We start from the raw sequence: 13,401 nt of genomic DNA, 5'->3' as shown, positions 1-13,401 counted from the left end.
CAGGGAGGGACCATGCAGGCCAGGGAACACGACGCGCGGCTGGAGGCCGTCGCGTCCGGAACCGTGCAGGGCGTGGGGTTCCGCTACGCCGTGCGCGAGGCCGCCGAACGGCTGGGGCTCGCCGGGGTCGCGGAGAACCTGCCGGACGGCACGGTCCGCGTCGTTGCCGAGGGGCCGCGGACCGCGCTGGAGGAGCTGGTCGCCTGGCTCGGCTCCGGGCGGACGCCCGGGCACGTGACGGGTCTGGACAGCAGCTGGGGCCCGGCCTCGGGCGGGTACCGGGGGTTCGGGACCGCGTAGGCGCCCCCCGTCGCCGTGCCCGCGGCGGTGGCGGCGGCCGGAACGGCGGCCCCCAAGCGGCGGGAGGGTCCTAGTTGGCGCCGCCGGTCGCGTCGGCGCAGCCGTCGCGCAGGGCCTGGACGGCCTCCTCGGGCGCCTGGTCCCCGGCGGCCGCGATGTCCTGCAGCGGTTCGGCGACCTCGGCCGGGAGGCCGACCTGCTCGGCACCCTCGGCGAGGGCCGAGAGCAGGCGGACGTCCTCGGCGCTGAGCGTCCCGTCCTCGAGCGGCGCGCACGCCTGCCGGAGCACCTCGTCCCGGCCGGCCGCGATGGCGTCAGCGGCCGCGCTCGACGCGGCGTTCGCCACGTCGGAGGCCGCCTGGGAGGCGGCGTCGCGGGCGGCCTGCTCGGCCTGCTCGCATCCGGCGAGGGCGAGGGAGGCCGCGGCGGCCAGGACGAGGGCGGCGGCGGAACGGAGGGGGCGCATGGCTTAAGCCTACGCGCCCCCCGCCGCTACTTGCGGGTGCGCACCAGCTTGTGGTTGACGAACTCGCTCATGCCGAACTTGCCCAGCTCGCGGCCCACGCCGGAGCGCTTGACGCCGCCGAACGGGAGCTCGGCCGCGGTGCCGCTGGGCTCGTTGATGTAGACCATCCCGGCCTCGAGTTCGTTGGCCACGCGCTGGGCCCGCTCGGGGTCGGCCGTGTGGACGGAGGCGCCCAGGCCGAACGGCGTGTCGTTGGCGATGCGGATGGCGTCCTCCTCGTCCCTGGCCTTGAACACCATGGCGACCGGGCCGAAGAGCTCCTGCCGGTAGACGTCCATGTCCTCCGTGATCCCGGTCAGGACGGTGGGCCGGAAGTAGGCGGAGTCCGGCGCGACCTTGCCCCCGCCCGTGGTGGCCGTGGCCCCCTCGGCGAGCGCGGACTGGACCTGGCGCTCCAGCTGGTCCGCGGCCGCCTGCGAGGAGAGGGGGCCCAGGAACGTCTTGGGCTGGGTCGGGTCGCCCGGCTCGATGGCGGAGAGGGCGTCCGTGAACTTCTCGACGAAGTCGTCGTAGAGGTCCTCCAGCACGACGAAGCGCTTCGCCGCGTTGCAGGCCTGCCCGGCGTTGCCCATCCGCCCGAGCATGGCGCGCTTGACGGCGCCGTTCATGTCCTCGGTGTCCAGCAGCAGGAACGGGTCGGAGCCGCCGAGCTCGAGCACGACCTTCTTCAGGTGGCGGCCGGCGGTCTCCGCGACGGCGGACCCGGCGCGCTCGGAGCCGGTCAGGGACACGCCCTGGACGCGCGGGTCGGCGATGGCGTCCGCGACCTGCTCGTTGGTGGCGAAGAGGTTGACGTACGCGCCCTCCGGCGCACCGGCGTCGCGGAAGATCCTCTCCATCTCCAGGGCGGACTCGGGGCACTGCGGGGCGTGCTTGAGCAGGACCGTGTTCCCGTTCATCAGGTTCGGCGCCGCGAACCGGGCCACCTGGTAGTACGGATAGTTCCACGGCATGATCCCCAGCACCACCCCGACGGCCTCCTTGCGGACCACCGCCTTGCCGCCCGCGGCCACGTCGAGCTCCTCGTCCTCGAGGAACTTCGGCCCGTGCTCCGCGTAGTACCGGTAGATGGAGACCACGATGTCGATCTCGAGCCCCGCCTGGAAGGCCGGCTTGCCCATCTCGCGCGTGATGACGGCGGCGAGCTCCTCGCGGCGTTCCTGGTAGAGGTCGGCGACGCGGTTCAGCAGGTCGACGCGCTCCTGGACGGGGGAGCGGCGCCAGGTCCGGTAGGCGTTGCCGGCCGCATCCAGGGCGGCGGCGATGTCCGCGTCCGTCGCCGTCGGATACGTGGCGACGGTCTCTCCGGTGGCGGGGTTGGTGACGGCGTAGAGGCTCATCGGTGTCCCTTCTGTGGTGGTCGCTAGGGGAGCAGGAGGTCGGGGTCGGTGAGGACGTGGACGACGGCGGGGCGCCGCTGTTCGGTGACGGCCTTGAGCGCGTTCTCGACGGCGGCGGCCGCGTCCGCGTCGTCGGCCACGGTCTCGCCGTGCCCCCCGAAGGCCCGCGCCATCGCGGCGAAGTCCGGGTTGGCGAGCTGCGTGCCCGACACGCGTCCCGGGTAGCGGGCCTCCTGGTGGGCGCGGATGGTCCCATACTGCCCGTTGTCCATGACGATGGCCAGCAGGGGCGCACCGTACTGGGCGGCGGTCGCCAGCTCCTGCCCGTTCATGAGGAACTCGCCGTCCCCGCACACCGCGACGACCGGCCGCCGGGGGGACTCCAGCGCGGCCGCGACGGCGGCGGGGATGGAGTAGCCCATCGAGCCGTTCCGGGTGCCGAGCTGGGACGGGAACGTGTGGGTGGGGACGTAGCGCATCGCCCAGATGCAGTGGTTGCCCGCGCCCATCGTGGTCACGGCGTCCGCCGGGAGGCGCCGGACCAGCTCGCCCAGCACGGCCGTGAAGTGGGCGGTTCCGGGCCGGGTGGCGGGGAGCTCCGCTGCCTCCGGAAGCGCGGTGAAGGCCTCGCGGTCGGCGCGGCCCGCGGCCCGCCACGCGTCCCATGCGGCGGCCCGGCCCAGGTCCAGCCCGGAGACCGCGCGGGCGAACTCGGCCGGCGAGGCGACGACGTGCTCCGTCACGGGGCCCGAGCGGCCGCGCAGGGACGTGTCCATGGTGACCAGGTAGTTCACCGCGTCCGGGTCCTGGCGCAGCGTGAAGCCGTCGGTCGGCACGTCCGTGGGCACGGCCCCGACGGCGACGAGGACGTCCGCCTCGGCGAACATCCGGGCCGGCGTGTCCGCCCGGCCGTAGCCGAGCTCGCCGACGTGGGCGGGCGAGGACCACGGCACGCGGTCGGCCGCGTGCCAGTCGTGGACCACGGGGATGTTGTTGGTCTCGGCGAAGCGGGTGAGGTCCGCGGACGCCGCCGTCGTCCAGCGCTGGCCGCCCACGAACAGCAGGGGCCGCCGCGCCCCGCGCAGCGCCGCGGCGAGGGCATCGAGCTGGGCGGGCGAGACGGCGCCGTCGGAGACGGCGATCGGCCGGTGCACGGGGGCCGTGGACTCCCGGGTGATGACGTCCTCGGGCAGGCCGACGACGACCGGTCCCGGGCGCCCGGACTTCGCGGCGAAGAACGCCTCGGCCACGACCTCGGAGGCGCGGGAGGCCTCGTCGAGGACGAAGACGCGCTTGGTCTGCGTGCCGAACCAGGCGTGCGGGTCGAACTCCTGGAACGACTCGCGCAGGCGGTCCGCGACGGGGACGAGCCCGATGAACAGGACCATCGGCGTCCCGTCCTGCCAGGCGCTGTGCAGGGCGACGTAGGCGTTGGCCGCGCCGGGGCCGCGCGTGACCATCGCGACCCCGGGCTCGCCGGTGAACTTGCCGTGGGCCTCGGCCATGTACGCGGCGCCGCCCTCCTGGCGGCAGACGACGGTCTCGATGCCGGCGCCGTGGAGTCCGTCGAGGACGGCCAGGTAGCTCTCGCCGGGGACGGCGAAGACGCGGCGGACGCCGTGGGCGGCGAGGGAATCGACGATCGCCTGACCGGCGTGGGTGGGCTGGCCCATGGGTGCTCCTGGTGGTCGAAGGGGGTGGCGGGTGTCGGCCGCCGGGGCGGGTCTAGAGGGACCCGGCGGCGAGGCGGCCGCCGACGACGGTGGCGGTGACACGCGTGTCGGCGATGGCGTCGGCCGGGATGGAATACAGGTCGCGGTCCAGGACCGTGAAGTCGGCGAGCAGGCCGGGCGCCAGCGTGCCCTTCTCGCGCTCCTGGTGGACGGCATGGGCGCTGCCGACCGTGTAGGCGCGCACCGCCTGCTCCACGGTGATCCGCTCGGCGGGGCCGAACTCCGCGCCGCCGGAGGTGGTGCGGTTGACCAGGGAGGCGATGTTCAGGATCGGGTCGGGCGAGACGACGGGCGCGTCGGTGGACGCGGGGATTTCGATCCCGGCCTCGAGCAGGGCACCGACGCGGTAGGCGAGGGCAGCGCGCTCTGGCCCGATGGCGCGGACGACGCCGTCGCCCAGCTCGTACACGAACCGGCCCTGGGGGACCGGGACGAGGCCCAGGGCCGCGATGCGGGCGATCTGCGCGTCGGAGGCCATCGACGCATGCTCGATCCGGTGCCGCGCGTCGGGCCGGGGGCGCACGGCCTGCGCCTCCTCGACGATGTCCATGACCTTGTCCAGGGCCGCGTCGCCGATGGCGTGCACGGCCAGCTGCCACCCGGCGAGGTGGGCCCCGACGAGCCGCTCGCGCAGGGTCTCCTCGGGGAATTGCAGGAGCCCGTGGTTGCCGGGCTCGCCGGCGTAGTCGCAGCACATGTAGGCGCTGCGCCCGATCAGTGAGCCGTCGGAGAGGACCTTCGTGGGTCCGATGCGCAGGAAGTCGTTGCCGAAGCCGGTGCGCAGCCCGAGGTCCAGCCCGTACAGGGCGTGTCCGTCGACGGCGGAGTCCCCGAGCCGGTGCAGCGTCGTCAGGTACGGCATCACGGTGGCGCGCACGCCGAGCCGCCCGGCCTCCTGGGCCAGCTGGTAGCCGGCGAGGTCGAAGCGGGACAGGCCCAGGTGGTCCGGTGCGCCGATGCCCGGCTCGGTGATGGACGTGATGCCCAGGGCGAGCAGCTTGTCCGAGCCCGCCCCGACGTACCCGGCGACGTCTTCGGCCGTCTTGGCGGGCAGGTGGTCCATGACGAGGGCGCGGGCCGTCTCCAGCAGGACGCCCTCCGCGCGGCCCTCCCCGTCCTGGGGCACGGCGCCGCCCTCCGGTGCGGTGACGCCGCGGCGGCCGGGGTAGCCGGCCAGCTCGAACGCCGCCGTGTTGGCGACGCCCAGGTGGCGCGAGTTGTGGATCAGGTAGACCGGATGCCCGTGGCTGACCGCGTCCAGCTGCTCGGCGGTCGGATGCCGGTCGCCGAGGTGGTTCTGGTCGTAGCCCTGCCCGACGACCCATGCGCCGTCCGGGGCCCGGCGCGCCTCCGCGTCCACGGCCGCGAGCAGCTCGTCCAAGGACGCGACGGCGGCCGGCCTCAGGTCGACCTGGGACGCCGCCTCGCCGACGTGGGTCAGGTGGCAATGGGCGTCGTGGAAGCCGGGGACGACGACGGCGCCCCCGAGGTCGAAGCGCTCGCGGAAGGCGGAAGCGGGCACGTCGTCGTCGAGCGAGACGATCCGCCCGCCGTGGATCCCGACCGCGGACGCCACGGGCCGCCGGGCGTCCTGGGTGTGGAACCGGCCGTTGGCGAAGAGGGCGTCGAACACCGTGCTCGTCCTTTCTGGCAGGGCGGCGCCGTGTCGGCGCTCACACCAGTATTGCCCCATCGGACCATGCGGTCTAATGCCTCAAGAGTTCCATTCCCATGCCCATGCGGCATGGAAGCGGGTCACGCCCAGCGGGCGATGCGGTCGCGCATGCGCCCCGCGAGCGATTTCAGCGTGGGTTCGGCGTAGTGGCCGCGCAGCCACGCCATGTGCAGCGTGAGGAGGCTGCAGTCGGCGATCGGCGTGGACCGCACGCCTGGGCCGGGGTGCTCCGTCGTGATGCCGACGCCCCGCCCGGCCGCCGCGAGCGCCATGACCGTCGGTCCGTCGTCGCACTCCGTGGCCTCGCCGAGCGACAGCGAGCGCGCCGCGAGGTCCGCGTCGACGAGGTGCCGGCTGACGCTGTGGTGGGACGGCAGGATCAGGTGCTCGCGGACCAGCTCGTCCCACCCGAGGGGCTCCCGCCGTCCGGCCCACGGGTGCCTGGGGGCGACGAGGGCGCGCAGCGGGACCCCGCCGAGGTCCTCGCGCGCGAGATCGGGGCCGGGCGGCCGGGGCGCGATGATGAAGTCGACGCCGTGCAGGAGGGTGTCCTCGAGCTCGAAGTGCCCGGCCTCCCGGGTCGTGATCAGCGGGTCGTCCGGCCCGGTCGAGGCGATGAAGTCCGCGACGAAACCCCGGATGGAGGCCGCCGTGGCGGCGCCGGTGAGGCGCTCGACGCGCCCCGCCCGGAGGGCGTCGACGGCCTCCTGGGTGTCCCGGGCGTGCAGGACGAGGCGCCGGGCCATCGGGACGAAGGCGCTGCCCGTCGGGGTGAGGACGAGGCGGTTGCCGCGGGTCTCGAAGAGGCGCAGCCGCAGTTCGCGCTCGAGCGTGCGGACCTGCCGGCTCAGCGCCGGCTGGGCGATGCGCAGCTTCTCGGCGGCCGCGGTGACGGTCCCGGCGTCGACGACGGCGAGGAAGTACTCGAGGCGGCGCAGGTTCATGGGCCCATGATGCTGCATGCCGTTCCGGCATGGAAACCATGGGAAACCGGTAGTGGACGGTACGGGTTGCGTGGGTCACGCTGGAGTGGCCCGCACCGCACCGCGGGCGTCCGCCCCGGCCGCCCCGGCCGCCCGCGACGACGAATCGAGCGACGATGACACCCACCGAACCCACGCCCACGCCGCCGACGCCGGACGTGCCCGGGACCCCGGCCGCCGTGCAGTCCGACCCGAAGAAGGTCCGGAAGGCCCTCATCGGGTCCTACGTCGGCACCTCGCTGGAGTGGTACGACTTCTTCCTCTTCGGCACGACGGCGTCGATCGTCTTCGCCCCGCTGTTCTTCGGCGGCGACGACCCCGCGCTGCAGAGCATCCAGGCTTTCCTCGCCTTCGGCGTCGGCTTCATCGGCCGCCCCGTCGGCGCGCTGGTGTTCGGGCACTACGGCGATCGGCTGGGCCGCAAGGGGGTGCTGATCGTGACGATCGTCGTCATGGGCGTGGCCTCCGCGCTGATCGGCGTCCTGCCGACGTTCGAGACGGCCGGCATCGTGGCCCCGATCCTGCTGGCCCTGCTGCGCTTCGTCCAGGGCCTGGCCACCGGCGGGGAGTGGGGCGGCGCGACCCTGATGGCGGTCGAGTCCGCGCCGGCGGACAAGCGCGGCTTCTACGGCGCCGTCGTCCAGCTCGGGTCGCCGACCGGCACCCTGCTCTCCAGCCTCATCGTCGCCGGCGTCGTCGCCGCCTCGGGGGACGCGTTCCTCGCCTGGGCCTGGCGCATCCCGTACCTGATCTCGATCCTGCTCGTCGTCGTCGGCGTCTGGCTGCGCCTGTCCATCGAGGAGACCGCCGACTACCGGGCCGCCTCGGCCGTCCAGGACACGCACCACGGTGTCCCGGTCGCCCAGATCCTGCGCCACCTCCCCGGCCGCCTGGCCGTCGGCATCGGCACCTACCTGTTCGGCAACGCGGGGTTCTTCCTGCTGACCACGTTCATGATCGGCTACGTCTCCAACAACCTCGGGCTGAACCCGGCGGTCATCCTCACGGCCATCTCCTGGGGCGCGGTCGCGCAGATCGTCTCTATGTGGATCGCCGGCCGCGTCGCGGACCGCACCAGCGCCTCCGGCGTCGTCGTCGCCGGCTACGTCATCGCGGTCGTCGTGTCGTTCCCGGTCTTCTGGCTGGTCGATACCCGCAGCGCCTTCGCCATCACGGTCGCCATGGTCCTGGGCCTCGGCCTGGCGTCCATCCCGTACGCGACCGTGGGCACGACGCTGACGCAGCTGTTCCCGATCCGGCTGCGCTACTCGTCGATCGCCCTCGCCGCGAACATCGCGGGCATCATCGCGGGGTTCATGCCCGCCCTGGCCGTCGCGATCCAGCAGGCCGCCGGCGGAGGGTCGACCGGCCCGGCGATCCTGCTGTTCTCGATCGCCGCGGTCTCGCTGGTGTCCTCGCTCATCGCCCGCCGGATCATCCGGGCCGATGAGCGCGCCGGCCTGCAGGGCGGGGAGCGGCTCCCCGCGGGCCGGTAGTCGCTACGGCCCGGGCAGCGGGGCGACGCCCTGGACGTGGTCCGTGTCCAGCAGCCACGTCCCGAGCGTCGCGTGCCCGCCGGCGCCGCGCACGATCCGCCCGTGGACGGTGAACGCCCCGTAGACCGGATGCTCGAACGCCGCGGCCGCGTGGGCGCCGGGCTCCGGGGCGCCGCCGCCGTCGTCCGCCCCCGGCGCGGCGGCATCGGCCGCCTCGGCGGGGTGGCCGGCGCCGTCGTTCTCCGCCAGCGCGATCAGGCGCACCGACTTGTCGGGCGTCGTCTTGGAGCCGACCGGCAGGGCGGCCAGCAGCCACGCGTCCATGAGCGTGGAATAGCGGACCGGCCCGCGGACCACGAAGTCCCCCGCGCCGGGCTGGGTGAACACGACGTGCACGTCCATCCCCTCCTGCAGGGCGGAGAGGGCCGCCTTGACCGCCGCCACGTCGCGCTTGCCGGCAGGGGCCAGCTCCGCCGCCGTCGCCGGGGCCGGGCGCCGCGGAAGGTCCGCCCCGCCGCCCACGGCCCCGCCGAGGAAGCGCTGGATGAACTCGTCCTCGCCGAGGATGGGGATCCCGTAGTCGGCGGCCTTCTTGGCCTTGGACGTCGTGGCGTCCGGGTCGCCGGCGACCAGCAGGCTGGTCTTCTTCGAGACCCCCGGGCCGACGATGAAGCCCGCCGCCTCGATCGCCGCGGACAGGGCCGGCTTGGGCGTGCGGGTGTCGGTCAGGACGATCTGGTCGCCCGGGGAGATGCTGATCGCTTCCACCCGCACCACCCTACCGGCCGCCCCTGGCAGGCAAGCCTTGCCTTCGGCAATTCCGCAACGTGCCTAGTCGGTAGGCGGATAAGTTTGGCCGAACTTCGGTGCGCGATCACGGGGTCCGGCGTAGATTGGGGCCATGGAGCTCAAGGGAACACTCGAGAACGCATTCAACGACCAGGTGACGCTGGAGCTTGAGGCCTCCGTCGTCTACCGCCAGCTGGCCATCGACATGGAGACGCTGAACCTCCCGGGCATCGCCGGCTGGTTCCGCCACCAGGCGCAGGAGGAAGTGGTCCACGCCGAGAAGTTCATCCGGCACATGACCGACCGCGGCGCCCACCCGGTGATCGGGAACATCGCCGGCCCCGCCGGCAAGACGGAGAGCGTGCTCGCCGCGTTCGAGCTGTCGCTCACGCACGAGCGCCGGGTCTCCGACGCGATCCGCAACCTCTTCCGGACGGCACAGAGCGAGGGCGACATCGACGCCTTCCCGATGCTGAGCTGGTTCGTCGAGGAGCAGCTGGAGGAGGAGGCGACGGTCGACGAGATCATCGGCCGCGTCAAGCTCATCGGGGAGGACGGCGACGGGATCCTGCGCCTCGACTCCGAACTGGGCTCGCGCGGCGCCGGCCGCGGCCACGCCCACGGCGCCGCGGCCAACGGGGCGTAGCGCCCGCGGCCGCACCCCCGCGGCGGCGCCCCGCCGCGTCGGCCCCGCCCGGTGAGCACGCCGGGCGGGGCCGGCGCGCGTCCGGGGCCTACCAGCCGGTCTCGCGCAGCTGTCCGCGCAGGCGCTCCATCTCCCGGCGGTCCTTCTTGGTGGGCCGTCCGGTCCCGCGGTCGCGGACGGGAACGTCCGGGACCAGGGGCTTGGACCGGGGCGGCGTGCGGTCCTCGTAGCACTTCTCCGCGACCGGCGCCCCGACGCGCTTGGCGATCGTCTGCAGCACCACGAGCTGCCGCTCGAAGCCGGGCTGGCGGAGCCGGATCCGGTCGCCGGGGACCACGGTCTGGGCCGCCTTGGCCGGACGGTCGTTGAGGCGGACGTGCCCGGCCCGGCACGCGGCCGTCGCCGCCGAGCGGGTCTTGAACGCGCGGATGGCCCACAGCCACGCGTCGAGGCGCACGGCGGAACCGGACACTGGGGTGCTTGCCATGGGCAGGATGCTACCGCCCGGCGCCGGGGGAGCGCCGCCCGTCTCCGACGCCGCCGGCACGCCTCCACCGCAGGTCGGCGTGCGGTTAGGGTGACGGGGAGCACGCCCGCGGGCCGCCGCCCGCCGACCAAGGAGCCGCCGTGTCCACGACGCAGAACCAGCAGAAGGGCGCCGCGCTGTCGCGCGCGATGCGCCCCGTGAACCACCTCGTCGAGCGCTTCATCCCCTCCGCGCTCGTCTTCGCGATCGTCCTGACGTTCGCCGTCGCCGGCCTGGCCCTGCTGGCCACGGACTCCTCGCCGGTGCTCGTGGTCCGGTCCTGGGGCGACGGCCTGGCGGGGCTGCTGTCCTTCATCACCCAGATGGCGCTGATCCTCCTGCTGGGGCACATCCTCGCGAACACGCGGCCCGTGCGCCGCCTGCTCCGGGCCCTGGCCCGGGTCCCGAAGACGGCCGTCCAGGCCTACCTGTTCGTGTTCCTCGTCGCCGCCGTGGCCTCCCTGATCACCTGGGGGCTCGGCCTCGTCGTCGGCGCCCTGCTCGCGCGCGAGGTCGCCGCCCAGGGCCGCGAGCGGGGCCTGGCCCTGCACTTCCCGATGCTGGTCGCGGCCGGGTTCTCCGGCTTCGTCGTCTGGCACATGGGCTACTCCGGCTCCGGCCCGCTCGCCGCGGCCACGCCGGACTCCTTCATCTCCGAGCACCTCGGCGCGCCGCTGCCGATCTCGGAGACGACCTTCTCGGCGTGGAACCTGGTCGCTGCCGCGGCCACGGTCGCCGCCGTCGCGCTGGCCCTGTTCCTCGTGGCGCCGCGGGGCGCGGACCGGATCGTCGAGCTGCGCGTGGACGCGCGGGAGGCCGACGTCGCCATCGACGACGAGGTGGTCACCCCGGCGGACCGCGTGGATGCGAGCCGGCTGCCGACGCTGCTGCTGGGCGTGCTGCTGGTCGCCTACCTGGCCATCCACTTCGGCTCCGGCGGGACGCTCACGCTGGACATCGTGAACTGGTCCTTCCTCGCGCTGATCCTGCTGCTGGTCCGCAGCCCGTTCGAGCTCGTCGGGCTGACCAAGCACGCGGCCTCCCACGTCGGGGAGATCCTGCTGCAGTTCCCGCTGTACGCGGGCATCCTCGGCATCATGACCGGCACCGGGCTGATCCAGGTGCTCTCCGACGCGTTCGTCGCCATCTCCACGCCGCAGACGTTTGGCGTGCTGGCCATGCTCTCCGCCGGGCTCGTGAACTTCTTCGTCCCCTCCGGGGGCGGCCAGTTCGCCGTGCAGGCCCCGATCATGCTCGACGCGGCGGCCCGCCTCGGCGTCGACCCGGCCATTCCGATCATGGCCGTGGCCTACGGGGACCAGTGGACGAACATGATCCAGCCGTTCTGGGCGCTGCCGCTGCTGGCCATCGCGGGCCTGAAGATGCGCGACATCCTCGGCTACACGACGATCACGCTCATCGCCTCGGGCCTGGTCTTCGCGGCGACGCTGCTGATCGTGTCCCTGTAGCGGCACGCGGCCGCGGCGCTACCGGAGCAGGAACGCGACCAGCAGCACGACGGGCAGGGACAGCACGGCGCTGACGAAGATCGTGTCCCGCACCAGCGTGGATGGCATGCGGAACTGGCTGGAGAAGAGGAACACGTTCTGCGCCGTCGGCAGGGCCGCCATGGCGACGACCCCGAGCAGGGCGATGCCGTCTACCCCGAACGCGAACCGCGCCACGGCCCACGCGACGAGAGGCATGAGGGCCAGTTTCACGACGGCCGCGAGGGCGATGTCAGCGGCCAGCGCGCGCTGGCTGAAGGGGCGCTGGCCGTGGAGGCTCATGCCGAAGAGCACCAGCAGCAGGGGGATCGACGCATTGCCCAGCATTTCCACGGGCGTCCACACCGGTGGGGGCGGCTGCCATCCGGTCAGCGAGAGGACGACGCCGGCCGCTGTCGCCACCGTCACCGGGTTGGCTATGGAGCGCCCGAGTGTCCGCCAGAGCGGGGCGCCGCCGTCGCCCGCCGCGCGCGGGGCGCACCACGCGAACACCGAGAGGTAGGCCGGGGCGACGACGAGCAGCTGCGCGAGCAGCACGGCGACGACGGGCGTCGCGCTGCCCACGGCGTACAGCGCGATCGGCAGGCCGATGTTGCCCGCGTTGACGTACGAGGAGGCCATCGCCCCGATGGCGGTCTGGGCCGCCGTGCGGCGCAGCAGGAACCGGCTGACGGCGGCGTAGGCGCCGCCCGCGACCGCCGCGCTGACCAGGGCGATCGGCGTGTACACGCCCGCGACGGCGCCCAGGTCGGTGCCGGCCACGAGCACCAGCATCAGCGCGGGGTTGGTGATGTAGTAGATCGCGGGCGTCAGTCCCCGCTGCATCGCGGGGGCCTGCCCGGGCAGCAGCGCCGCCGTCGCGAGGCCCACGGCCACGATGACGAGCACGACGCTGAACCCGAGCAGGACCCCTTCCATGCGTTCCGGCCGGCCCCTAGGGTGTGTTGCTAAAGCTGGTTCCTAGCCAGTTGAGCGCGGAGGCGAGTTGGATTGCGGCGTGGAAGTTGCGGGCCGTTTTATCGGCTCGCATGGCCAGGCCGCGCCAGCGTTTGAGTTGGTTGAAGCAGCGCTCGACGACGTTGCGGCCCTTGTAGAGCTCCGCGTCGAAGGCCGGTGGCCGGCCGCCGCGGGATCCTTTCCTGCGGCGGTTGGCGGCCTGGTCGGCTGTCTCCGGGATCGTCGCGGCGATCCCGTGGGCGGCGAGCCAGGCGCGGTTCGCCTTGGACGGGTACCCCTTGTCGGCCAGGACCCGGTCGGGCCGCCGGCGCGGCCGGCCCGGCCCGGGCCGGGGAACCCTGATCTCATCCATCACGGCAGCGAGCATCGTGGTGTCGTTGACATTGCCGGCCGTCAGGACCGCCGAGAGCATGCGGCCCTTCCCGTCGGCCACGAGGTGGATCTTCGAGGTCAGACCGCCCCGGGAGCGCCCGATCGCGTGGTCAGGCGGCTCCGGGCCGGTTTTCTTGTAATTCGATCCGGCCCCCTGTGCCCCGGGCAAGGTTCGCGCCGTGCTGGTGCACGCGCACGATGGACGAGTCGATCGAGGCCACCCAATCCAGGTCCCCGAGCTCCTCGGCCCGGGTCTGGACCCGCTCGAGCACCCGCGCCCAAGTGCCGTCCTTGGCCCAGCGGTCGAAGTTCTTGAAGACCGTGTTCCAGTTCCCGAACCGCTCCGGCAGGTCCCGCCATGGGGCCCCGGTGCGGAACTTCCACACCACGGCCTCTACCACGGTGCGCCGGTCGGCCACGGGTCGCCCGGTTCCCTTGTAGGGAGGGAACACCGGACCGATCACTTCCCACACGCCATCGGAGATCAAATCGCGATTAGCCACTAAGCCATCGAACCCGATCAAAGCGCCGCAACGCTTTAGCAACACAC

Annotated in this window: 13 protein-coding genes; 4 read left to right on the top strand and 9 right to left on the bottom strand. The window is 73.4% G+C overall.

The window, feature by feature from the left end:
• Positions 1 to 12 precede the first annotated feature (12 nt).
• Positions 13 to 300, top strand: a complete 288-nt coding sequence (locus tag AC1Q5D_RS01060) for an acylphosphatase (protein ID WP_481736701.1) — start codon at positions 13 to 15, stop codon at positions 298 to 300.
• Positions 301 to 370: 70 nt separating this feature from the next.
• Here the strand turns inward: AC1Q5D_RS01060 and AC1Q5D_RS01055 are convergent, their stop codons facing one another.
• From AC1Q5D_RS01055 to AC1Q5D_RS01035, 5 genes are all read right to left on the bottom strand, one after another.
• Complete coding sequence (locus AC1Q5D_RS01055; RefSeq protein WP_481736700.1) at positions 371 to 766, bottom strand: hypothetical protein; 396 nt, start codon at positions 764 to 766, stop codon at positions 371 to 373.
• A gap of 26 nt (positions 767 to 792) precedes the next feature.
• The gene (locus AC1Q5D_RS01050; protein ID WP_481736699.1) at positions 793 to 2,166 is read right to left on the bottom strand and encodes an NAD-dependent succinate-semialdehyde dehydrogenase; all 1,374 of its coding nucleotides are present in this window, start codon (positions 2,164 to 2,166) and stop codon (positions 793 to 795) included.
• 23 nt (positions 2,167 to 2,189) lie between these two features.
• A complete protein-coding gene (locus AC1Q5D_RS01045) occupies positions 2,190 to 3,839 on the bottom strand; it encodes a thiamine pyrophosphate-dependent enzyme (RefSeq protein ID WP_481736698.1) in 1,650 nt (549 codons plus the stop codon).
• A 52-nt stretch (positions 3,840 to 3,891) separates the two neighbouring features.
• Entirely contained in the window at positions 3,892 to 5,532 is a 1,641-nt protein-coding gene (locus AC1Q5D_RS01040; RefSeq protein WP_481736697.1) for an amidohydrolase, read from the bottom strand.
• Positions 5,533 to 5,654: 122 nt separating this feature from the next.
• The gene (locus AC1Q5D_RS01035; RefSeq protein ID WP_481736696.1) at positions 5,655 to 6,518 is read right to left on the bottom strand and encodes a LysR family transcriptional regulator; all 864 of its coding nucleotides are present in this window, start codon (positions 6,516 to 6,518) and stop codon (positions 5,655 to 5,657) included.
• Between the two features lie 155 nt (positions 6,519 to 6,673).
• Here AC1Q5D_RS01035 and AC1Q5D_RS01030 point away from each other — a divergent pair, with 155 nt between their 5' ends.
• Positions 6,674 to 8,053, top strand: coding sequence for an MFS transporter (locus AC1Q5D_RS01030; RefSeq protein WP_481736695.1), 1,380 nt, complete (start codon positions 6,674 to 6,676; stop codon positions 8,051 to 8,053).
• 3 nt (positions 8,054 to 8,056) lie between these two features.
• Here AC1Q5D_RS01030 and AC1Q5D_RS01025 read toward each other — a convergent pair whose 3' ends face one another.
• Entirely contained in the window at positions 8,057 to 8,821 is a 765-nt protein-coding gene (locus AC1Q5D_RS01025) for a BRCT domain-containing protein (RefSeq protein ID WP_481736694.1), read from the bottom strand.
• A 133-nt stretch (positions 8,822 to 8,954) separates the two neighbouring features.
• On the opposite strand from AC1Q5D_RS01025, the gene AC1Q5D_RS01020 reads away from it, so the two are divergent.
• Positions 8,955 to 9,488, top strand: a complete 534-nt coding sequence (locus AC1Q5D_RS01020) for a ferritin (protein WP_481736693.1) — start codon at positions 8,955 to 8,957, stop codon at positions 9,486 to 9,488.
• An 88-nt stretch (positions 9,489 to 9,576) separates the two neighbouring features.
• Here the strand turns inward: AC1Q5D_RS01020 and AC1Q5D_RS01015 are convergent, their stop codons facing one another.
• On the bottom strand, positions 9,577 to 9,975 hold the full coding sequence (locus AC1Q5D_RS01015; RefSeq protein ID WP_481736692.1) for an RNA-binding S4 domain-containing protein: 399 nt from the start codon (positions 9,973 to 9,975) through the stop codon (positions 9,577 to 9,579).
• A 188-nt stretch (positions 9,976 to 10,163) separates the two neighbouring features.
• On the opposite strand from AC1Q5D_RS01015, the gene AC1Q5D_RS01010 reads away from it, so the two are divergent.
• Complete coding sequence (locus tag AC1Q5D_RS01010) at positions 10,164 to 11,483, top strand: short-chain fatty acid transporter (protein WP_481736790.1); 1,320 nt, start codon at positions 10,164 to 10,166, stop codon at positions 11,481 to 11,483.
• Positions 11,484 to 11,501: 18 nt separating this feature from the next.
• Here the strand turns inward: AC1Q5D_RS01010 and AC1Q5D_RS01005 are convergent, their stop codons facing one another.
• Both AC1Q5D_RS01005 and AC1Q5D_RS01000 read right to left on the bottom strand, forming a co-directional pair.
• On the bottom strand, positions 11,502 to 12,440 hold the full coding sequence (locus AC1Q5D_RS01005) for an AEC family transporter (RefSeq protein WP_481736691.1): 939 nt from the start codon (positions 12,438 to 12,440) through the stop codon (positions 11,502 to 11,504).
• A 16-nt stretch (positions 12,441 to 12,456) separates the two neighbouring features.
• A protein-coding gene (locus AC1Q5D_RS01000; protein WP_481736690.1) for an IS5 family transposase occupies positions 12,457 to 13,354 on the bottom strand; the annotation gives its coding sequence in 2 pieces (ribosomal slippage) (positions 12,457 to 13,005 and positions 13,007 to 13,354; 897 coding nt in all).
• Positions 13,355 to 13,401: the final 47 nt, after the last annotated feature.

The sequence above is a fragment of the Arthrobacter paludis genome (genome assembly GCF_056782315.1).
Note: the sequence above shows the minus strand (reverse complement) of the source record. Positions and strands in the feature narration are given on the sequence as shown.